The sequence below is a fragment of the Shewanella sp. MM_2022_3 genome (assembly GCF_022557375.1).
Lineage (GTDB): Bacteria > Pseudomonadota > Gammaproteobacteria > Enterobacterales > Shewanellaceae > Shewanella > Shewanella xiamenensis.
In genome coordinates, this window is record NZ_JAKZGV010000029.1 from 20,105 (window position 1) to 41,736 (window position 21,632).

Annotated in this window: 17 protein-coding genes; 9 read left to right on the plus strand and 8 right to left on the minus strand. The window is 46.3% G+C overall.

All coding sequences use genetic code 11. The annotated features are described in order from the left end of the window. The first annotated feature begins 139 nt into the window (after positions 1 to 139). The 3 genes from MMG82_RS14320 to MMG82_RS14330 all read left to right on the plus strand — a co-directional run bounded on the left by MMG82_RS14320 (position 140) and on the right by MMG82_RS14330 (position 2,121). Complete coding sequence (locus MMG82_RS14320; protein WP_037422229.1) at positions 140 to 925, plus strand: RelA/SpoT domain-containing protein; 786 nt, start codon at positions 140 to 142, stop codon at positions 923 to 925. 246 nt (positions 926 to 1,171) lie between these two features. Next, complete coding sequence (locus MMG82_RS14325) at positions 1,172 to 1,579, plus strand: SMI1/KNR4 family protein (RefSeq protein ID WP_011623923.1); 408 nt, start codon at positions 1,172 to 1,174, stop codon at positions 1,577 to 1,579. Between the two features lie 41 nt (positions 1,580 to 1,620). Beyond that, complete coding sequence (locus MMG82_RS14330) at positions 1,621 to 2,121, plus strand: DUF4447 family protein (protein ID WP_047539418.1); 501 nt, start codon at positions 1,621 to 1,623, stop codon at positions 2,119 to 2,121. Between the two features lie 71 nt (positions 2,122 to 2,192). Here MMG82_RS14330 and MMG82_RS14335 read toward each other — a convergent pair whose 3' ends face one another. Together MMG82_RS14335 and MMG82_RS14340 are read right to left on the minus strand one after the other, a co-directional pair. Further along, a complete protein-coding gene (locus MMG82_RS14335) occupies positions 2,193 to 2,822 on the minus strand; it encodes a glutathione S-transferase family protein (RefSeq protein ID WP_047539415.1) in 630 nt (209 codons plus the stop codon). 117 nt (positions 2,823 to 2,939) lie between these two features. Beyond that, entirely contained in the window at positions 2,940 to 5,525 is a 2,586-nt protein-coding gene (locus tag MMG82_RS14340) for a TonB-dependent receptor (protein ID WP_037422221.1), read from the minus strand. 202 nt (positions 5,526 to 5,727) lie between these two features. On the opposite strand from MMG82_RS14340, the gene MMG82_RS14345 reads away from it, so the two are divergent. The 3 genes from MMG82_RS14345 to MMG82_RS14355 all read left to right on the plus strand — a co-directional run bounded on the left by MMG82_RS14345 (position 5,728) and on the right by MMG82_RS14355 (position 8,234). Next, positions 5,728 to 6,270 carry a PH domain-containing protein gene (locus MMG82_RS14345; RefSeq protein ID WP_241407000.1) on the plus strand — a complete coding sequence of 181 codons (543 nt, stop codon included), beginning with the start codon at positions 5,728 to 5,730 and terminating at the stop codon, positions 6,268 to 6,270. Between the two features lie 85 nt (positions 6,271 to 6,355). Continuing rightward, positions 6,356 to 7,639 (plus strand): divalent metal cation transporter, encoded by a 1,284-nt coding sequence (locus MMG82_RS14350; RefSeq protein WP_241407001.1) that lies wholly within the window; start codon positions 6,356 to 6,358, stop codon positions 7,637 to 7,639. 130 nt (positions 7,640 to 7,769) lie between these two features. Then, positions 7,770 to 8,234, plus strand: coding sequence for a DUF1456 family protein (locus MMG82_RS14355; RefSeq protein WP_241407002.1), 465 nt, complete (start codon positions 7,770 to 7,772; stop codon positions 8,232 to 8,234). 121 nt (positions 8,235 to 8,355) lie between these two features. Here the strand turns inward: MMG82_RS14355 and iadA are convergent, their stop codons facing one another. The 3 genes from iadA to MMG82_RS14370 form a co-directional block, all read right to left on the minus strand. Beyond that, a complete protein-coding gene (gene iadA / locus MMG82_RS14360) occupies positions 8,356 to 9,525 on the minus strand; it encodes a beta-aspartyl-peptidase (RefSeq protein ID WP_241407003.1) in 1,170 nt (389 codons plus the stop codon). Then, complete coding sequence (yfcC, locus tag MMG82_RS14365) at positions 9,525 to 10,970, minus strand: putative basic amino acid antiporter YfcC (RefSeq protein ID WP_241407004.1); 1,446 nt, start codon at positions 10,968 to 10,970, stop codon at positions 9,525 to 9,527. Before yfcC ends, iadA begins: the two co-directional genes overlap by 1 nt. A 70-nt stretch (positions 10,971 to 11,040) precedes the next feature. Beyond that, positions 11,041 to 13,647: a TonB-dependent receptor gene (locus MMG82_RS14370; protein ID WP_241407005.1), complete on the minus strand. Its 2,607-nt coding sequence runs from the start codon at positions 13,645 to 13,647 to the stop codon at positions 11,041 to 11,043. 348 nt (positions 13,648 to 13,995) lie between these two features. On the opposite strand from MMG82_RS14370, the gene MMG82_RS14375 reads away from it, so the two are divergent. Continuing rightward, positions 13,996 to 15,741, plus strand: a complete 1,746-nt coding sequence (locus MMG82_RS14375) for a cyanophycinase (RefSeq protein ID WP_241407006.1) — start codon at positions 13,996 to 13,998, stop codon at positions 15,739 to 15,741. A 250-nt stretch (positions 15,742 to 15,991) separates the two neighbouring features. After that, positions 15,992 to 17,680 carry an NAD-dependent malic enzyme gene (locus MMG82_RS14380; RefSeq protein WP_023268525.1) on the plus strand — a complete coding sequence of 563 codons (1,689 nt, stop codon included), beginning with the start codon at positions 15,992 to 15,994 and terminating at the stop codon, positions 17,678 to 17,680. A 66-nt stretch (positions 17,681 to 17,746) separates the two neighbouring features. On the opposite strand, the gene MMG82_RS14385 is transcribed toward MMG82_RS14380, so the two are convergent. Both MMG82_RS14385 and MMG82_RS14390 read right to left on the minus strand, forming a co-directional pair. Further along, the gene (locus MMG82_RS14385) at positions 17,747 to 18,181 is read right to left on the minus strand and encodes a DUF3069 domain-containing protein (RefSeq protein ID WP_037422197.1); all 435 of its coding nucleotides are present in this window, start codon (positions 18,179 to 18,181) and stop codon (positions 17,747 to 17,749) included. 23 nt (positions 18,182 to 18,204) lie between these two features. After that, on the minus strand, positions 18,205 to 18,732 hold the full coding sequence (locus MMG82_RS14390; RefSeq protein ID WP_172589723.1) for a phosphatase PAP2 family protein: 528 nt from the start codon (positions 18,730 to 18,732) through the stop codon (positions 18,205 to 18,207). 114 nt (positions 18,733 to 18,846) lie between these two features. Between MMG82_RS14390 and MMG82_RS14395 the strand changes: the two genes are divergently transcribed. Then, positions 18,847 to 20,787 (plus strand): GGDEF domain-containing protein, encoded by a 1,941-nt coding sequence (locus MMG82_RS14395; protein WP_241407012.1) that lies wholly within the window; start codon positions 18,847 to 18,849, stop codon positions 20,785 to 20,787. Here the strand turns inward: MMG82_RS14395 and MMG82_RS14400 are convergent. Further along, a complete protein-coding gene (locus tag MMG82_RS14400) occupies positions 20,777 to 21,586 on the minus strand; it encodes a transporter substrate-binding domain-containing protein (protein WP_172590208.1) in 810 nt (269 codons plus the stop codon). The two genes, MMG82_RS14395 and MMG82_RS14400, sit on opposite strands and share 11 nt — an antisense overlap. Positions 21,587 to 21,632 lie beyond the last annotated feature (46 nt).

The window sequence follows — 21,632 nt, forward strand, 5'->3', positions numbered from 1 at the left end:
TGCCATTTTTTTAGGTGCGAAAAATGTGAACCTAAGCCAAACATGAACAAGTCTTCATCATTGATTCAGCTTTAATTAAGCAACGTCAGCCTATGGTATCCCTGTGATGTGTATCACTCCCATAAGGAAGTAGGCCGTTATGAATAAGTTGTTTCGTACCTTTTTTATCTTTCTACTCTTATTATCGACCCGCACCGGTGTAGCCAATCCTCTAGATATCAATGACAGCAGAGCCGAACGTAGCAGCTATAGTGCAAGGCAAGCTCAAAGCCATGATCTGCAAGGGCTATATGCACTAAATACCCAAACCTTCGACACACCACGCCAATCTTTAAGCTGTTTAGATAAACTGTATTCAAATGCCCCTATTGCCCAAAATGAGCTAGGTAACTTATTGCAACGAGTCACTGCGGATACACAGGCGCAGGTGATTTTGCCCGACGTAAAAAGCTATCAACGCGCCGCCGAGAAGGTCGCCAGCAAATTTAAGGGGGATGCAAGCCAGATCACCGACCTTGCCCGCGCCAGCATTGTCAGTAACAGCATCTCTGAGCTGATGCAAAGCTATTACGCATTAAGCGAGCAAGCTCAGGTCGTAAAACAGAAAAACCGTTTCGCCGAGCCTAAAGCCTCAGGTTATCGCGACCTTAACTTACTGGTACGTTTGCCCGAAAGCGGCATGATTGCCGAAGTTCAATTACACCTTAAGGATATTGCCGACATTAAAAGCGGCCCAGAACACAAGGTTTACGAACAGGTTCAACAAATTGAAGCAAATGCGATAAAACAGCAACGTGCATTAAGTGAGTTTGAAACGGCACAGATCGCTAAGCTGCGCCAAGAGTCCCATAAGCTGTATCACAAAGCTTGGCTTAACTACAAACGCGTCGATGAAGGACTGCTGCTCACTAACTCAGTTGCTTAATCACCCGTTTGTTTTATCGCTTAACCGTTTAACGCTGTACCACTTCCACTGTTGCGCTGGCTATTTGTGAAAACAGATGCCAGCGCTTTTTTATGGCGTAACCCCAAACTCAACCAAAGCGTCACTGCTGCAAATACGCAAACAAAAGCCGAACTATCCCTGCTACAAGCTCACAGCCCTTCCCTCGCATCCAGCCTTGTTTCCCTATATAATCCCGCGCCATAAGGCGACCCTTAAGGAAATTCCATGCACGACATTATTGAGCAACTCCAAGAACGCAGCGAAACCGTACCTGTGCCACTCGAGTTACCGACATTCGAGCAGTTAGTGGAGGTTGAGGAACAGATTTTGATCCCGCTGCCACGGGAATTAAAGGAATACCTACTCCATGCCAGTGATGTGATTTATGGCGCGATTGAGCCTGTGACCGCAGCCGATCCCTATTCACACACCTATTTACCCGAAGTCACCTGCTATGCTTGGTCAATCGGCTTGCCGAGGGACTTAATCGCCATCTGCCAATTGGGCGATGACTTTTACTGTATCGATCAGGATGGCCAAGTTCACTTCTGGCAAAATGGTGACTTTACCGATACTTATTGGGAATCCTTCTGGGAATGGGTCGAAGATATTTGGCTTAAAAACAAATACTGATTTTACCGAGATTGTATTTTTATCAACTTGAGAACCGCATTATGTCTAAAAATATTGGCTTGAACGCCATCGAAATGAGCTACTTACGCCAATCACTCAGCCTCAGTGCGGCTCAAGTTGGACAACTGACCAACCACAGCGAAGCCGATGTCTTAGCGTGGGAAAATGCTGAAACACAGGCCCCTGAACAGGCACAGAAAAAGCTGTTAGATCTCGACGATATTATCGAGATGCAAGTACTGAATACCACAGACGGAATCGAAGCCTTGTTTAAGAAAGAGCCTAAACGTCACCTAGCCTTCGTGGTGTATCCAACCCAAGCCGTTTACACCCAATATAATCCTGAATTTTTAAGCTCGCTGCCGTTAACTGAGCTGTACAACACAGCGGCGTGGCGCATTAAGAAAGAATGTAAACTGGTGCTCGAAGTGGATGTTAGCTTAGTCAATCTCGATGTCGAAGCCTACAAGGCATTCCGTGAGCAAAATGGATTAAGTGAGAGCCGTGAAAGCCGTGCGAAATGGGCGGCAACTCAGCTATAAACGCTAAACGACTTAAGCAAAAAGGGCAGAAGTAAATCTTCTGCCCTTTTGTTTTTAATGCCTAAATCAGATTAAACCTGCGCCGCAGCAGCGACAGCATCCATTTTGGCCAACGCCGATTTACGCGCAGGACGCGCTGCAATTCTATCGCGATACGCCGCCAATTTAGGCGGGATCTGCTGCTCAAATAAAGTGCCCCACATCAATGTATGTGCCAGCAGAATATCGGCAACCGACAAGGTGTCACCGAGTAAAAAGTCACTATCGGGCAGCATAGCTTCGGCCAAGGCCGCCGCCTTATTAAACTCCCACACAGCGCAAGGCATGATGGAAGGATGACGCTGCGCTTCCGGCAGCGCGAATTTATGCTTGCCTAGGGTCCATAGAGGCTGCTCGAGTTCGGTAATAATAAAGCTCACCCATTGATGATGCAGACCCGATGCCGCACTGCCCGCTTCAGGTAACAACTTGCCAAACTTCTCCGCCAGATACAGGCAAATAGCCGCAGACTCAGACAACACAAGATTATCATCGGTTAACACAGGCACTTTGCCACAGGGATTGAGCGTTAAGAAAGCGGCGCTACGGTGCTCGCCCTTATTCATATCCACAAACGAAAAGGCCCACTCGGCGCCTAACTCTTCTAGCACCCAGGCGACTCGTAATGCACGGCTGCGGGGCATGCCATATAAGGTGATCATATTAACGTCCTTTTAGTGATGACTGATTAACGAGAACGAAGATACACTCTGTCGCGGCAGAGTAAAATACAAAAACGGCGCCGAAGCGCCGTTTCAAATGACTCGGCCAATGACTCATTAGAAGTTCATTGTCAGTTTGGTATAGATATAACGTCCCATAGGGTTGTGTACAGAAATCACATAACCATAGAGGTCGGTATCACCGTCACCAATCGCAAACGGTGGCTCTTCATCGAACACATTGTTCACGCCTAATGTCAGCTTAAACATCTCGTTGAAACGGTAACTACCTGACATATCAACTAATAACTGTGCATCAACCATACGAGACTTGTTGGTTTCGAAGTCTAACACGCCATCAAAGTCGATATCTGGAGTATCTTCGAATTCACCGATATAACTCAGGTTTACGTTGGCCGCGAAGTTATCCATGGTCCAGTTCGTGGTGAGTAACCAGCGATGTTGTGGGAACTTGTACTCGCCAGTGTAATCGAGACCGTCTTTTTCGAAGTTATGTAAGTAGCTGTACTCTAGACCAAACTTCAAATCACCAAAGTTATCTAACTCAAGACCATAGTGGGTTGACAGGTCAACACCCTGCACATCCTGCGAGCTTAAATTGATAAAGCTTGAGTGAATAATGCTGATAGGACCTAAGGTTTGACCCACTTGCGGTGCTAAACGCTCACACACAGTACTGTTTTGATCATTACAGTTTGCGGTGTAAATATCACCCAATGGCTGCTTATCGATCTTGTTATCTTGAGTAATGCTGTAAACATCGAATCCGATATCAAACTTCTGGCTTGGTGCCCAAATCATCCCCAAGTTCCATGTTTCTGACTCTTCGGCATCCAACTCAGAGTTACCTTGGAATTCAGTGTTATAGTCGAGCGCTTCACAATCCACACCATCGGCGGCGCAGCGATAAGTATCGATAAAGAAGCTACTTTCGCGAGATGGACCTAAACCGATTTGTGCTAATGAAGGTGCACGGAAACCCGTTGACCAAGATCCACGGCTCGTCAGCTCATCGGTAATCCCCCATTGGAACGCCACTTTAGGGTTAGTGGTTGAACCAAAATCGCTGTAGTGGTCATAACGACCTGCAAGTTGAAGCTCAAAGTTATCTGTCACTGGAATAGAGAACTCCACATAACCCGCGTATTGGTCACGAGAGGCCGCCGCAGAAACCGCTTCGGTACCGAAAATCAGCCCACGTTGGAACTGTTCATCCGGCACGTCGCTCACGCTTTCTTCACGGTATTCTACACCCGCTGCCATCATAATATCGCGGTCCGCCAGCGTGAACGCTTGACCCGAAATGTTCGCCGCATATGAAGTCATGCTCGACAAACCTTGGCGGACAAGGCTAGTCGTGATGGCATCGATCACATCCTGCGAGTTCATCGTGCCACCAAAAGGATTGTAGCGGCCAGCATCGATCTCAGCTTGTAGATAATCGGTTCTGACCCAACCTTGGCTACGATCGCCAGTTTGCATCGATTCACTGCGGCCGCGTTGTACCGAGGCTTCCCAATCCCAAGTTTTGATAGTGCCACGTAATCCAGCAACTAAACGCAGGGTATCAGACTCAATATCCCAACGGCGTGCGCCCGCATCCACAGTACGGAAACGACCGATTTCAATATCTTTGCCCCAAGGATTATTAGGGTGGGTACCCGGTACAGTTAAGGCCGCATCTTCATCCAGAGGTGTGGGCGCACCACCCGCAATAGAGGAGTTATGTTGCGCCGCTAACTCGAGGAAAGCAGTCAAATCGTCATTGAAATGGTAATCGAATTGACCAATAGCCCCGATGCGTTCAGCTTCAGGGATCACTAGGTTGTAAGGGCCGTAGTCGAATAGACAACTGCCACTAGCTGTTGCGCGATCGGGCGGACAGGATGGGTCGATAGTCTTCACGCCATCAACATAAAAATAACCGGGGAAACCACGGGAAGAGCGAAAATCCTCACCACCATAAGGACTTTGATCCGCAGTGCCAAAACGGCCTAAATCGGTCGCTGACAGCGTTTCGTTTTTAAAGTAATCAAGGATAATAGATGCACTGCCCTTTTCGGATTTGGTTCCCCAGACAACACTCGCCGTGGTTTCATCGTAACCCGTACCAGGGGTATCGCCGTAACCTAAGTTAACCTCAATCCCTTCGATGTCTTTTTTCAAGACAATGTTGACTACGCCCGCAATCGCATCGGAACCGTAAATCGCCGACGCACCATCTTTCAGAATATCTATTCGCTCAATCGCTGAAACCGGAATGTTGTTAATGTCGACGAAGGAGTTAGTGATACCTTCAGCAAAAGCACTTGCCGCAACACGGCGACCGTTAATCAATACCAGAGTGGCATCAGGGCCTAAGCCACGCAGACTGATCGAAGCACCACCGTTAGCTGTTGAGTCTTGGCTGTTACCACGCGTAGAGAAAGCACCTGCACCGTTCGCAGGCATCCGCTCGAGTAACTGCTGCAGGTTGTCAAACCCCATGTTAGCAATATCTTCTTTGCCGATGGATTGAATGGGTGATGGTCCCTCGATATCGGTACGCTTAATACGAGAACCCGTCACTTCAATACGTTCAACTTTATCAGCACCATTTTCAGCTGCATAGCTAACATTCGGGGCAAACGCCATTGCGATCGCGATAGCACAAGCATTGGGTAGAATCTGAGGTCTTTTCATTTGCATTCCCTAACTTTAGTATTGTTGGAATTAATTTACTTTAATTCAACTTTTTATTAACAATATTCAAGGTAATGTGTTGTGAAACAAAGTCAATGGCCCACTGAAAAAGTTAAACTTTTGTTACTAATAAAAACCATGTATTTTTCAGCACAAACATCTCAAGATAGTTAACAACTCACTGCATAAAATAGGGACGAAAATGCAAGAACAAACGATTCATGAAGCCGAATTTGAAGCCAACTTAGGCATGTATTGGTTACTCGCTGGGGCCGCTTACTTCACCCTAAGCATTGTAGGTATACCTTTGTTATTGCTTTGGTTTCCTCTTGGCTTATGGGGGACGCGTCGCTATATCAACAATATGAGCGCGCGTCTCACCAGCAAAAAACTTATTGTGCGTAGAGGCATATTAACCCGCACCGAAAATACCGTTCCCTTAGATAAAATCACCGATATCGCCTTAATCCAAGGTCCCATAATGCGCCTAATGGGATTACATAAACTCACAGTCGAAACTGCTGGACAATCGGGAACGGGTGCCTTAATTAGTCTAGTGGGCATAGTCGATGCCCCTAGTTTTAGAGCACAGATTTTGGAGCAGAAGGAGCGCTTGAGTGACAAGCATCCACAACCTGAAGCATTACCCGCTACAAACGGTAATGCGCTACTCGGCCAGCTTGTCGAAATAACCGCAAGTTTAAAGCGTATCGAAGGCTTACTCGCCTCCAAATACGGTTATTAACCATCAATGTCTCGACTCAAACACAGAATGTTTGCATTAATATCAAACAGATAAATTAAACTAATAAGGAAGTACGCATCACGCTATGGACAATTCTCAAGTGAAACCACTCTCCATCAATTGGACTGCACAGCTCGCCCTTGGCATACAAGCAATGGGGCCCGGTGTGTTAATGGCTGCCGCCGCGATAGGGGCTTCACATTTAGTATCATCGACTCGCGCAGGTGCTGAATTTGGTTGGCAATTGGCTTGGGTCATTCTTGGCGTGAACTTGCTGAAATATCCATTTTTTGCCGCAGGTGCCCGTTACACCGCCGCCACAGGGGAAAGCCTGCTGCATGGTTATCTTAAACAGGGACCGGGTTATCTATGGCTATTCACAGGCCTCAATGTGATCGCCTCTATTGCAAGCACCGCTGGGGTCTGCATGCTAACAGCCGCCATGCTCACCCAGTTTATTCCGTTACCCATAGATATTTTGGCGTTACTGGTGCTGATAAGCTCACTGTTGTTATTGATTTTAGGGCATTATTCTCTGCTCGATAAACTGACCAAAATCATTATGTTTGCCCTGACGCTCACCACTTTAATTGCGGTCGCGCTGGCATTTGATCATATGAAACCACTGGAAAGTCAGTTTGTGTCGCCCTCACCTTGGCAGTGGGCCCATGTGGGATTTTTAGTCGCGATGATGGGATGGATGCCAGCACCGATTGAAGTCAGCGCATGGAATTCCTTGTGGTTGCTGGAAAAACAAAAGACTTCACCGGTAACACCATCCCAAGCTCTGCTCGATTTTAACTTAGGCTATATCGTCACCGCCCTGCTGGCGGTGGTTTTTCTGGCCTTGGGCGCCCTTATAATGCATGGCAGCGGCGAACATTTCTCTGAATCGGGAGCCCAATTTGCAAATCAGTTAATCAACTTATACAGCCAAGTCATGGGCGGTGAAAGCCGCTATTTGATTGGCATAGTGGCGTTTTTATGTATTTTCAGCACCACAGTAACTGTTATCGATGGCTATAGCCGCACCCTAAACATGGGCTGGCAACTACTCTCCAAGTCAGTAGTGTCAGAAGTACAAGCGGATAAACGTCTGACAGGCATTATGCTCGGTGTCAGTGCGTTAGGATTGTTGTTAATCCTGTTTTTTAAGGGCGCACTGCTGCCATTACTGGAGTTTGTGATGATCTTGGCCTTTATGACCACAGTGGTCTTTGCATGGTTAAATTATCGCTTAATGACCAGCAGCCAACTCCCAGAAGCTGACCGCTACGGTACAAAGATGAAATGCCTCTCTTGGATAGGCTTAAGTTATTTACTTATTTTTGCCGTACTTTTTATTTACTGGTACTGGGTAAAGGCCTAGCAGGTGTTCAACGCAAGCGTGATATTAATGATTAACACCACAAATACCGCTGAATCCTGCCTCTTCAGGTTGTTTGGGTATATACTATCAGCTCTTAAACCAGACTGCGCAGCCGCGCCTAGAGATGACCATGATAAACAATGATATTTTGCGCCGTTTACGCTTCGTATTCGATTTCAGCAATGCCAAAATGATTAAGATTTTTGCCAAAGTTGGACGAGAAGTCTCCACCGAAGAGATGATTAACTTACTGCGCAAAGAAGAGGAAGAAGGCTATAAGGCCTGTAACGATACGACCCTGTGTCAGTTTTTAGATGGTCTAATCATCGAAAAACGTGGTCTGCGTGAAGGTGCTGAAATCCCCAAACCAGTATCAAACTTAAACAATAACTTAATCTTCAAAAAATTACGGGTTGCCCTCGAAATGCGTGAAGAAGATATTGTGGCCACCCTAGCGCTCGCCGACGTGCAAATGTCTAAATCTGAATTAAGTGCCCTGTTCCGCAACCCGGACCATAAAAACTTCAAAGCCTGTGGCGATCAGATCCTGCGCAACTTTATCCGTGGTCTATCATTAAAATATCGCGGCGTATAATCCTGCTGAAATCAATGCCTCGCTAAGATTAGCCTGAAATTTAAAAATCCGAATAGCGATGATATTCGGATTTTTTTGTTCTAAAGCATCAATCTAGCTCAAAGAATCATCTCAACACGTCCTAGCAAACCTCAAAGGTACCCAATTTAACGGCAATCCCATCATCCACTAACAGTTTGCCCTTACCCCAGACTTTATTAATAGCGAGATCATTGTTTAACAAAACAAAATCAGCATCTTTATCGAGAGCAATGCCCCCTTTACGCGTTAACTTGAGATTACGTGCCGCATTGGATGTCACCAACGGGAGGATTTGCTCTAGTGAAAAACCACTTTTAACCAGTGCCAACATGGCGTAAAACAAACTGCTGACTTGCCCCACCTCAACCCCAATACATTCCCCCGCACGATCAAATACGGGCAGGCTGGCATTACCGTCAGAACTTAAGCTTATTCGACTCGAATCAACCCCCTGATCCAACGCAAATTTAACCGCAGCGGTGACTGACACTTCGCCTTCATTTAAGAAATGTTGGTTGGTCGATGTGGTAAAATCAATGACCCCACCCTTTTTAGCAAATTCAACCCCTTGCTCTAACAGCGATTGTGAGCGATTGATATGCGTCGGATAAAACTGAGTCAAAGGAATATCCGATTGCTGTGCAACCTGATGTAATAATTGCAGCCCCGATGCGCCGTCCCCTACATGGACAAATACAATGCCCGCTTTACCACTGAGCATTCCCCCCACTCGACTCTGCGCCGCCACCCGCGCAAGCTCTGCGGCAGTGAGCTGTGAACCGCGGTGATCAGCAATGGCGATCTCGCCAACCCCAATCACATTATCAATCATCATTAAATCTTGAGTGATATCGCCTGTAATGGTTTTAACGGGAAACTCGTAGGAGCCGGTGTAACAAAAAACGCTTAAGCCTTCATAGGTTAACGCTCGTGCCTTAATCACTAACTCATTTAAACTGCGACTCACCGCATCCGTCCCAAGCGCGGCCACTAAGGTGGTGACGCCAGCAAGTGTGGCATCTGTAAGTTGCATTTCGGGCGTGCGCGTATGGTACCCCCCCTCACCACCACCACCAGTAATATGCACTAAAGGATCGACTAAACCAGGGATTAAAATACAACCATTGGCATCAACTTCTTCGACCCAAGCCACGTCCGGTACCTTAATCCCTTTAGCGATTTGCAGTACGTTCGGCCCACAAAATAAGACATCCTGAAGCCCCAGTAATTGCGGCGAGTAAACCAAGGCATTACGAATTAAAGTTAACATCAGTGATATCCTGTAAAAATAGCAAATAAAACAACGACACTCGCCATAAGCGTCAACAAGAGCTGAAAGCGCCAAATCAGTGCGAGCCATTGGCCATAGGACAATTTAGCAACACCTAAACAGCCCATGAGTGAAGCTGACGTTGGGATGACTAAATTGGTTAACCCATCCCCTAATTGAAAACATAATACCGCCACCTGACGACTAATCCCGGTAATATCCGCCAGCGGTGCCATAATCGGCATAGTCAGCGCAGCCTGTCCGGAACCCGATGCCACAAAAAAATTCATCACCGATTGAAACACATACATCAGCAGTGCAGAAATAGCATCCGGCAAAGAAGCCAACCACAATCCGGCATAATGCAGCACAGTATTCAAAATGGAAGGCTGCTGCGGATCATCTCCCCCCAGCAGTAACACCACCCCTTTGGCAAATCCGACTATCATAGCAGCAGGGAGCAACTCACTTGCCCCCCGTTGGAACGCCATAGAAATTTGGTTCAAACTGCGTTTGCGCCATAAAACGCTAATGAATCCAACCAGTAAAGCTAAGGTAAAAAATTGGCTGGCGATTTGGGGAATATAATACCCCTTAGCCACCACTCCCCAAATAACCCAAAGGATCACCCCAAGTAAACAGAGCAACACTATGATATCAAAGGAAGTGCATTGAGTGTTTAGGGAACGCTGCTCAAGTTGCTCGGATTTATCTAGCAAAGGGCTACGGTGTTTGTTGGCATAATGCAGGGTAAAGGCCAGTCCAACAGCGGTAAACAAACACCAAATGGCCATTCGCAGACCCGCGCCTGACATTAACGGCACATCGGCAATCCCTTGGGCGATTGCCACACTAAAAGGGTTCATCCAAGAGGTGGCAAAACCAATTTGGGTCGACAGATAAGTCACCATCACAACCGTTGCCGCGTTGTAACCCAAGGCGTTGAATAAGGGTAATAGAACAATACAAAACGCAATCGCTTCTTCACTCATTCCATAGACAGCACCACTGAGTGAAAAAATCACAAACAGCAACGGGATCAGCAACATTTGACTACGATGCAATTGGCGGATCACGGCCATAATACAGGCGGTAATCGCCCCGGTATCCATTACCACCCCAAAGGCGCCGCCTACAATAAGAATAAAGGCAACCACCCCAACGGCAGAGCCCATTCTGTCGCCCGAGGTCATACCATCAAAGGCAAAGTTCACTAAGCCTGTGCTATCCGTTGCTGAAAACCAACTCACATGGTGGGCAGTATCTTGGGCAATAAAAAATTGCTGTGGGTCAATTCGTTTAACGATATTACCCGCAGAGTCTATGACCTCCGTCATCGCGAACCAACCCGCGGGGACAAGATAGCTGCTGATTGCAGCGAGTAACACAATAAAAAATAAGATAACAAAGGCGTCGGGCATTTGCCGAGCTTGGGGTGATTTCATTGAGGAATACCTTCATCAATAGGATGACAAAGGGCTGGCTTAATCACGATTAAGCCAGCCCACAGACTGATTAAAACTTGAAGGTGTAACTCATATTCCAGCGACGGCCGAGCCAATCATGTACTGAGCTGGCATAACCATTCGTGGGGGATGAAGCATAAGGCGGCTCTTCATCGGTTAAGTTACGCACTGATAACAATAAGCTATGGTGCTCGCCTAACTCATATCCCACGCTAGCGCTAAACGTCAGCCAGCTATCCACGGTTTCATTATCAAACTTAAAATCACCGTCACCTAATGAACTGATATAGTGCCCAGCCACACTCACACTCAAATCATTGAGCTGCCAGTCCGTACCGAGATCAATCACGCTCTCTGGGCGAGCAATTTCAGAGGCACCACTTAAGCGACCGAGTAAATCTTCCTTCGGTGTTGAAGGGGTCAACTGTCGCTCAAAGGAGAAGGTTTCGGTACCCGCGAGATAAAAACTAAACTCGCCGGCCGCATCGGTTTCAAGACGATAGTCCACTTTATAATCTAAACCATCGGTCGATTGGTTACCGACGTTGAAGTAACCGGTCCGTAAGAAGCTAATGTCTCCTTGGCTATCCACCACGCAGCCAAAGTTGTCCCCTAGTGCGGCGATACTATCGACAATACTTGCGGGATTTTTAATACAGGCATCCAAGGTGGTGTTAGCATCAATATCGACAATATCATCGTGATCATAACGCCAGTAATCAACGGTAAATTGCAGATTATCCGTCGCATTCCAAGACATTCCTATATTCAATGCCTCAGACTTTTCAGCCTCTAAACCTTTGTTACCAATGGTTTCTTGATCAAATTCTAGCTCTCCGAACTCAACCCCTGTAACACCGCATAGACTATTGTAAGGCTCAGCCGCCCCGCAATTAATGTATTGGCTACCAAGCGAGGTTCCCGCCCCAAGCTGCGAAAGCGATGGCGCCCTAAAACCTGTACTCCATGAAGCCCTCAGCACCAGTTCATCTATTGGGCGATAACGCAGCGATACTTTAGGATTCACATCGCCACCAAAATCACTGTAATGGTCGTAACGCAAAGCTGCGATCAGATCTAAAGCCTCTGTGATCGGAAAATTAAACTCTCCATAGGCAGCATATTGGGTGCGGTCTGCTGCGGCATCACTTGCCCCTAAGCCAATAATCTCGTTATTGACCGCATTAACCGACGGTTTATCGAATATGTCCTCTTTACGGAATTCACCACCAAATACTGAACTCACAGTACCAGCGGGTAAATTGAATAACTCACCACTGATATTAAAATCGACTGAAAGCACCTCAGACTCACCCCGTCGAACTCCGGGATCTCTTAGCGCGGCTAGCTCGGCCTCTGTATTATCACGACCTAAATTGAAGGGATTAAATTTTCCCATCGCTACGGCATCGTCCAATAAATTCGCATTCATATAGCCAGATATGTTTTTGATTTCATTTGTAGACTTACCATAGCTCAGCGCACTTTCCCAACTCCAGTCCGCCAATTCACCACGCAGGCCCGCCAGTAAACGGTAGCTTTGGGTATCGTATTCCTGCACTCGGCGCTCAGGAAAGCGTGTTCTCACCGTGATAAAATCACTGACGCCGCCATCTTTAAGATCGATATCCTTCACATATTGCGGAATAAACGCCGCGTCACCCGCTACATCAACGGTATAGCCTGCAGGAGCTTCATATGCTGAGCCAGTATTTTTTTGATACATGCCTTCAGCAAACAGCTCTAAGCCATTATCCAATCGATAAATATGATTAAAGGTCGCCCCAGCATTTTCGTAATCAGGCTGAATAGCTCGCTGGATCACATAGTCATAATTACAACGGCTGCCCGCCTTTTGGGTGTCGTTACCACACCAGGTTTCGGCATAATCGCTACCATCAATTGTCATCCGAGTGCTCGATTCAAACGTGACATTGACGGGCCTATCACTGTTAAAAATTGGGTTACGGGTAGCGTAATCGAATACGACAGTGGTATTACTTTTCTCCGTTGCAAAGCCGCCAGCATAGGTCAGATTTTTACGGCTAGCATCATGATCCGAGGTATCGTCACCATATTGAGCGGTCAGCTCATGCCCAACAAAATCCTTACGCAAGATAAAGTTAATCACACCTGCAATCGCATCTGAGCCATAAATGGATGAGGCGCCATCGGTTAATACATCAATGCGCTCAATGGCTGATAAGGGTATCGCGTTGACGTTAACAAAGGAGTCCGAGCCATTTGAAAATGAATCCACAGCAACCCGTCGACCATTGACGAGTACTAAGGTCGAGCTCGAACCTAATCCCCGTAAACTCACACCGGAGGCTCCCGCAGGAGCGCCATCTGCACCGCCTACACCGCCGGTTTCGGAGAAGGTTCCCGCACTCGAAGCCTGAGGTAAATCCTTGAGAAACTCACTGACCGATGCATAACCGCGTTTAGTGATCTCATCCTGACTAAAGCTTTGTAAGGGATTTGCCCCTTCCATATCCACACCCTTAAGGCGAGAACCAGTGACGGCAACTCGTTCAACCTCAGGTTCTGCCGAAGGTTGATTTGGCGAACTTTTTTCTAATTCATTTGCAACAGCAACTGCGATAGGTGACAACGCCAAGCCAAAAATGGTGCATAAAAGTACTGAACTTCTCATGGTAAGCTCCCGAAAATCATTTTATTAGAATTTTGAGACGTGGCTTTGCTGTGCGTGAGTCAATACGCATGGCATTAGTTAATGTTTTACAGAAAGCCTTTCGTCTATCAAATCATTGATAGGGGAGTTAGACAGCAGAACAAACTCCACTAAACACAAGCGTGTTCAGTAGGTTATTCGTCCCACCATTCGGACAGATACCACGTGCGGTAGTGATATCGTTGGAAAAGAGTTGCTGCGGAGTTCATGTAATAAAAAGAAGTCTTTTGTTATTGACCTGTTAAAAGGCTATCCGTAACATAAGCTCCGAGTCAATACATGGCGCACACTTTTTTATTGAGTGCCACCATGAACCATCCATCATCAAAATACTTACTTTTTAGATCCAAGAAGTTGCTATCGTTTTGCTATTTTTTTGGCGTATTAGTTTCTCCCAACCTCAATGCGTTACCGATTTTACAACCCCAAAAACAAGCTCCTCAGCAGCTACAATTTGACCTAATGCTCGTTGGTGGAGGAATAAAAACCTGTAGCTCAATGTCATCTGACAATTGCAAAATCAACACCGCATTTTCGCCAACAGCCAAACGCGACATTCGCTATGATTTCAGTCCATTATGGCTAGAGCGAGCGCTCACCCATCCCAGCCTCGACATACTTACCCAAACACAAAAAACCAGCTTACGTAATGCTAGCTTAGCCGCGGAAAAATACCCTGCGCTTATTCCCTTAAACGAATTAAAACAAAAGGTTGTAAAATTCGACCCCGCGCTATTCAACTCATTGGATGATAAAACGTATTTTGCCCTACTCGATTTACTCGAAGCACAGCAGCAAGCGGATGGTTCGATAAAACAAGAGCAAGTCATACTTGATGCCAGCCGCAGTTCTCATGCCATTGAACTCTATCGATTGTTTGTTCAGCAAGCCTTAAAAAAGCGTCAACAACGGCAACCGACGGCACAGCGTCCACTGATTGCTATCGTTACCGCATCAGCCAGAGATCCCTTTGAAAGTGCACATTTTTATTTAAGTGTGTTTGAGCAAGCGGGCGCAGAGGTAATTTGGCTACCCATTGACGCAGCCCTGCAAAAAGGAATTGCCACTGGTGAATGTAAAACGCTGCCATTGTTCCGTCAGCAACTACAAGGAAACATTGATAAACAAAGGCTCTATCCTGCAAAGACTCAACGTCAACATGATTACTGCGATAATCCAAACACACTTTACAAGTTTCTTGAACAAATGGATGGATTGTTCCTCAACGGAGGCGATCAAAGTCTAACCCTAAAAGCCTGGCTAACGCCTGAGGGTCAACCAAGTGACGCCTTAACACTGGTTAAAAAGCGCTTTGCTCAGCAACAAATCGTTATCGGCGGCACCAGTGCTGGCACAGCAGTCATGACCCAACATAATATGATTACTGGTGGCACCAGCGAGGGGGCACTCACCTTTGGCACGTATGCCGCAAAGGCGCCAAGTGAACGCTGTGAACTCAATAATTGTGATGGTGCAATTCCAGCTACAGCAGTGACTTACCGACCTGAAGGGGGCTTAGGATTTTTCCCCTTTGGCATTCTCGATACCCACTTTACTGAACGGGATCGCCAGCTACGCTTACTGATCTTGGCCGCAAATACTGGTACTGAGATGGCGTTTGGAATTGATGAAAACACAGCTTTACTGGTTGATACTAAATCACAAAAACTCACAGTTTCTGGGCAACATGGCGTATGGGTTATTGAACAAGTAAAGCAGAAAACCGCACACAGTTTTCACACTCAAATAAACGCTATATCCCATTATCTCACTAAGGGGTCAGTGCTCACTATGGACAAAGAGGGCAATAAAATTGCTGAATTAACAATAAGGAAAACTGCAGTAGCAGCCACCTCTAATTCACCCCAAGTAACTAAGCCAGTAGTGAATAATTTTACACAATGGGTGAAGAGTGCATGCTTAGATGAAGAGCAAAACCAAGTCATGGTAAATAAAGCCAGATTAACGATTAAACCTATGCTAAATGATAGCTGCCAGCTAGCCCAAGGCGCTGTGGGATATCAATCCATCAATTTAGTGCTCGAAATGCAGTGATTCTATTACGCAGCCTAGGCTGCGTTTTTGTTTCAATAAAGCCGTTAAACAGCCATTTACTCGGCAAAAGCATTTACAACAATTTAACAGAAGCCTGTTTTAAACAGTAAGAATTGCCTGTGCTGCAAAAAAAGCCACAAATAGCGCACGACACAGGCAACAAAGATCACATTTCGTGATAACCTTACGTGACCTATAGCACGTCTCAAGCACGTACCGAACCACTTAAACAATAACTCAAAGGTTACCCATGGACGATAATAAACGCCCCCTCTATCTTCCGTTTGCAGGACCTGCCATTCTTGAAGCTCCCTTAATTAACAAGGGCAGTGCATTTTCGGAAGAAGAGCGTATTTTCTTTAACCTCGAAGGCCTAGTACCCTACGCCATTGAAACCATTGAAGAACAGGCTTCGCGCGCCTACGATCAGTTCAGAAGTTTCAATAACGATCTCGATAAGCACATTTATCTGCGCAACATTCAAGACACCAACGAAACCCTGTTTTATCGTTTAGTGCAAAATCATATCAGCGAAATGATGCCAATTATCTACACCCCAACGGTAGGTTTGGCCTGTGAGCGCTTCTCGAAAAACTATCGCCGTAACCGTGGTCTGTTCATCTCTTACCCAAACAAAGACAGAATTGACGACATCCTCAATAACTCGACTCGCCAAAAAGTAAAAATCATCGTTGTGACCGACGGTGAGCGCATCTTAGGCTTAGGCGACCAGGGTATTGGCGGCATGGGGATCCCGATTGGTAAATTGTCACTCTATACCAGCTGTGGTGGGATCAGTCCCGCGTATACACTGCCAATAACCTTAGACGTAGGTACCGACAATCCACAGTTGCTGGAAGATCCTATGTACATGGGTTGGCGCCATCCGCGTATTGGTGGCGAAGAGTATGCCGAGTTTATCGAAGCCTTTATGCAAGCCGTGCATGTACGTTGGCCAGATACTCTGATCCAATTCGAAGATTTTGCCCAAAAGAATGCGATGCCAATCCTTGAGCGTTATAAGGATCGCTACTGCTGCTTTAACGATGACATTCAAGGCACCGCCGCTGTGACTGTGGGTTCATTACTCGCCGCCTGTAAAGCTGCGGGCACAGAGCTGAACAAACAACGAGTTGCCTTTTTAGGTGCGGGTAGCGCAGGCTGCGGTATTGCCGAAGCTATCGTTGCGCAAATGGTGTCTGAAGGGATCAGCGACGAGCAAGCCCGTAGCCAAGTCTGCATGGTTGACCGTTGGGGTCTGCTACTCGACAACATGCCTAACCTGTTGCCATTCCAACAAAAATTGGCCCAAAAATGTGCCGATATCAGCAACTGGAATAACTTCAGCGACAATATTTCACTGCTCGATGTGGTCAATAACGCTAAGCCAACGGTGCTGATTGGCGTATCGGGCGCACCGGGTTTGTTTACCGAAGAAATTGTTCGTGCCATGCATAGCCACTGCGAACGCCCAATTATCTTCCCACTGTCAAACCCCACCAGCCGTGTTGAAGCGACGCCAAAAGACATTCTGCACTGGACGTCTGGCCAAGCCTTAGTGGCAACGGGTAGCCCGTTCGAACCTGTGGTTGTTGATGGCGAGACCTATGAAATCGCGCAATGTAACAACAGCTTTATCTTCCCAGGCATTGGTTTAGGTGTACTCGCCTCGGGTGCCCGCCATGTCTCCGATGCGATGTTAATGGCATCGAGCCGCGCGCTCGCCGAATGCTCACCGTTAGCCATTAATGGCTCAGGGCCACTCCTGCCAAAGCTGGAAGATATTCACTCAGTGAGTAAGCATATTGCGTTCGCCGTCGGTAAAGTGGCGATTGAACAAGGACTATCCTTGCCTGCGAGTGATGAGCTGCTGATGCAATCTATCGAAGATAATTTCTGGAAGCCAGAGTACCGCCGTTATAAGCGTACTTCTTTCTAATTTCAGACATTATTCCAATAAAAAGCCCGTCAATCGACGGGCTTTTTATTGGGTCAAACTCACAGCTTAAGGCGCCATCACCTGTTTAAAGCTATTGAGCATAGAACGATCTGTGCGGGCCTTTTTCAACTTACGCAGGCTTTCCTTGAGCGACTCATCGGCCAAACGGGTAAATATCCCGTTATATTCCTTCTCGTTAATCGCTTCATCCGTATCCGCCTGCTCAGAAATCTCCTGTGCAACACGGCTGAGTTGCAACCAAGCATTAGCGATATAAAAACCATGGAATTCAGCCTGTGGCATTAAATTACGCGCACTGGCGGGTAACGCATCCCACGCTTGGCTAAATTTAGTTTCTCTGTCTTCTAACAGCTCGGCACATAAACCTTGATAGGCCGCTAATAGGCTCTCGGGCAATTTCGCCATAGGTAACACTTTATTGGCAACATTGTAAGAAATGCGCTCGGCAGTTTCGCGATACTCAACTGATACTTCAGCCATAATGACTCTCTTTTATAAACAACTTAAAATTGACCGCTAATATATAAACCATAAACCCCATTATGGGCTAACGGTGTCACTGTGATCCCTTTATAGGGCTCAGTAAAATACCAACCCGCCAGTGCGCCAATGACTGCGCCGGCGAGGACATCTTCTAAATAGTGCTTATCGCTCTCGACTCGGGTATAACCCACATAAGTCGCAGCAAGATACGCCGGCAGACCATATTGCCAGCCATAACGCTGCTGAATAAACGTGGCTGCCATAAAACTATCCGAGGTGTGTCCGGATGGGAAAGAATCATCACCACTGCCATCGGGTCTATCCTTATTGACACCCAGCTTAAGCCCTTCGACTATGACTCGGCTCGAGACTGCTGCTTTAAGTAATTGCCACGAACCTTCATTCCCCTCTTCATAGAATAGGGTCGCGCCCAAAGCCGTCGCCGGCAGGAGTAAATGAACCACATCGCCCGAGGTCTCGATATCATCCGAGTTTGCCCAACTCGCTCCCGTGAACAGTAACAGTGCGACACAGAGTAATTTTTTCAAGGGTTTTCCTTATTGGGTGAGATCCAAGGCGACGTTTATACCTTGATAGCGGAATGAATGCAAAAATTGCCAATACACAATGTAAACAATTAGTGAAAAACTTATGTTAGGATAATAGTTAGCTATCTGTTTCAAAGTGAACAGGAAATCTATCTCTTGCGATATTGCCGACGATTCTTTGCCATAGCACTACTCCTCTTCACCGGGCAAGCATACCTAGCTTTAGCTGAAGAGCCGCCACAGGTCGAACAAATATTCAAATTATTTGATAGCGGCGAGACAATGTCCCGTGAAGCCATCGAGAAAAATATTGCTTTACTAGAGCAGTACATCTCAAGTGATGATATAGAACGTATTGAAAAACTTAATCAAATCAAGTGCTGGAGCCAACCTTCAGATGATGAAGGCCAAATAACTAACGCGCTTAATTATGCCGAGCAAATGCTCTCACATATTCCATCTACCGCTTCGGCCCATTTTATTACCGATATAACCCTTTGCCATGCTTGGTTTTTACAGCTAAGTGGTGATATTAGCGGAGCTATGGAAAGTTATAGTAAAGGCGTGAAAAGCGCATACGCGCATGAAGATATAAAACTCATTGCCGATGCCCGCAGTCTTCGTGGAGCACTACACTCCTATATTGGTGACTTTTCAGAGGCATTAGACGATCTTGTCACCGCCCAAGGGCTTTATGAATCATTAAATCTCACAGGCTGGGCCAATATAAACTTGACCGATATTGCCACCAGCTTTAGACGCTATGGCGACCCTGAAAGCGCAATAAAATACTATCAAAAACTCAAAGAGTTATATTTAAAAAATGGCAATATGGATCAAGTTGCTGGTGTAACTTCAGATATTGGACTCGCCCTAGATGAAATAGGGGAGCATGAGCAAGCAATAGAGAACTTTCGCTTTAGTTACCAATATTTTAAAGATCACAAGTACAAGCTTGTGGCTGCAATAAATGCAACGAATATAGCCTACAGTCTTATTCAATTAAACCGGTTACAGGAAGCGGAAAACTATTTAAAGGAGGCTGCACTCGACATTACAGAGAAAGAGCCCGGAGCTTATGGTTTTATGAAGCTGTTTATGGCAAAAATCCTTTCTCAACAAGCTCTTTACCCAGAGGCGCTAACTGAACTAGCCTCAGCCGAAAATGCTTTTCGGACCATGCATAATGACCGTGGTCTTATTCAACTGTTACAACTCAAGAGTGATATCTATGCTGCGATGGGGGACTTACAGCAAGCCTACTATACTCTGCAGCAATTTGTTGATCTAACGAAGAAAGTTGATAACAACTCCACGGCTCACCAGACAACTGAATTAAAAGTAAAATTTGATACCAGTAGGATCGAGTCTGAAAACAAGCGATTGATTGATAAACAAAAATTAAAAGAGCAAGAACTAGCATTGCTCGAAAAAAATAAGTCACTACAGCTTATCATTCTACTGTTGACGGGCTGTATTTTGGGCATAGTGTCGCTATTTGCCTATAAGCAAGTGCACAGAAACCGCCAACTACAAACAATCGCCTTAACCGATTATCTCACCCAATTGCCTAATCGCAGGCATATATATGCCCAAGCAGAACAGTATTTTCAGCAAGCGATTAAACAGCAAATGCCTTTTTCGATCATCATCTTCGATGCCGATCATTTTAAAAAAATCAACGATAACTTCGGCCACGAAATTGGCGACCAAGCACTTTTAACCATAGCCCAGGCCTGCAAAGAATTTGCCGCGGACCGCAATCAAGTCGGCAGGATCGGCGGTGAGGAGTTTTTGATCTTATTACCCAATACCAGCGCTGAACGCGTTTGGGAGCTGGCCCATGAATTACAAAGCTTAATCAGCCGTTACGGCACCATTAATTTACCGGAAGAGTTAAAACTGACCGTCAGTGCAGGAGTTGCCACCTTATGTCCAGAGACAAAGCCTCAAGATGAAAGCTTTGCCCGTTTACTGAAACGGGCAGATAGCGCGCTGTACGAAGCCAAAAATGCCGGAAGAAACTGTGTTAAAGCTGCGGAACTTACCTGCTAGCTGAATTATTTTTACGCCAAAAAATCTGATTTTCGAGGGGGGGCTGCAGTGCGCCAAACCATTTTTGATAGACCTTTGCAAACTCCCCTGACTCTTTTAGCTTTTCTAACTCAACTTGCCAACGCTGCACAGTCTCGGCAGGTGTCCCCTTCGAGAAAGCAAGATAAAGATGGATTTCAGCGATAATATAAACAGGTTTAATAGCCGACTCCTTCGCCCCAACATCTTCAAGTATATGCTTTACCGCCAGATCAGCCTGACACCAGAATCGTATCCGCGAAAACAACAGCTGTTTAGCCGATTGCTGTGGAAAACTTGCCACTAAGAGGGCATTAACTCCCTGCTGTTGCAACAGTTGTGCCCCCACAGACTCTCGATACACACCAACGATTCCCGCCGTATTCACATCTAACAAGTGATTGATGCTGATAGGATCGTCCGCTCTGGTGTAAAGAGTAATGTTGCTAGTCGCGATGGGGCCAATAAAATCAAAATTGGCTTCCCGCTCATCGCTGATAGATGTCGCAAACAGCAGCACATTTGCCGTTGTACTCGCGATCGAATACGCCCGCGCCCAAGGCAATACTTCAATCTTTTCTTGCTGTCCAAGGCGAGCTTGCAGCATATTCACCAGTTCCACCCCAAAACCAGTGGGTACACCATCTTGCTCAAAACTCATAGGCGGCCAAGCTTCTGTGACTAAACGCACTGGAGCGGCTACCGCAAAGCTTAGCCCTGAATAACCTAAGCTCACACCTAATAACAATCGATAGCAGTACTTGGAAATGGCGGATAACATAGGCAAGGCCGAAGGGGAGGTTAATATTAATCATAGATCTAATTTA

Bases quoted from the DNA above. Each gene is read 5' to 3' on its own strand.
- MMG82_RS14320 (WP_037422229.1), top strand. From the start codon at position 140: ATGAATAAGTTGTTTCGTACCTTTTTTATCTTTCTACTCTTATTATCG.
- MMG82_RS14325 (WP_011623923.1), top strand. From the start codon at position 1,172: ATGCACGACATTATTGAGCAACTCCAAGAACGCAGCGAAACCGTACCT.
- MMG82_RS14330 (WP_047539418.1), top strand. From the start codon at position 1,621: ATGTCTAAAAATATTGGCTTGAACGCCATCGAAATGAGCTACTTACGC.
- MMG82_RS14335 (WP_047539415.1), bottom strand. From the start codon at position 2,822: ATGATCACCTTATATGGCATGCCCCGCAGCCGTGCATTACGAGTCGCC.
- MMG82_RS14340 (WP_037422221.1), bottom strand. From the start codon at position 5,525: ATGAAAAGACCTCAGATTCTACCCAATGCTTGTGCTATCGCGATCGCA.
- MMG82_RS14345 (WP_241407000.1), top strand. From the start codon at position 5,728: ATGCAAGAACAAACGATTCATGAAGCCGAATTTGAAGCCAACTTAGGC.
- MMG82_RS14350 (WP_241407001.1), top strand. From the start codon at position 6,356: ATGGACAATTCTCAAGTGAAACCACTCTCCATCAATTGGACTGCACAG.
- MMG82_RS14355 (WP_241407002.1), top strand. From the start codon at position 7,770: ATGATAAACAATGATATTTTGCGCCGTTTACGCTTCGTATTCGATTTC.
- iadA (WP_241407003.1), bottom strand. From the start codon at position 9,525: ATGTTAACTTTAATTCGTAATGCCTTGGTTTACTCGCCGCAATTACTG.
- yfcC (WP_241407004.1), bottom strand. From the start codon at position 10,970: ATGAAATCACCCCAAGCTCGGCAAATGCCCGACGCCTTTGTTATCTTA.
- MMG82_RS14370 (WP_241407005.1), bottom strand. From the start codon at position 13,647: ATGAGAAGTTCAGTACTTTTATGCACCATTTTTGGCTTGGCGTTGTCA.
- MMG82_RS14375 (WP_241407006.1), top strand. From the start codon at position 13,996: ATGAACCATCCATCATCAAAATACTTACTTTTTAGATCCAAGAAGTTG.
- MMG82_RS14380 (WP_023268525.1), top strand. From the start codon at position 15,992: ATGGACGATAATAAACGCCCCCTCTATCTTCCGTTTGCAGGACCTGCC.
- MMG82_RS14385 (WP_037422197.1), bottom strand. From the start codon at position 18,181: ATGGCTGAAGTATCAGTTGAGTATCGCGAAACTGCCGAGCGCATTTCT.
- MMG82_RS14400 (WP_172590208.1), bottom strand. From the start codon at position 21,586: ATGTTATCCGCCATTTCCAAGTACTGCTATCGATTGTTATTAGGTGTG.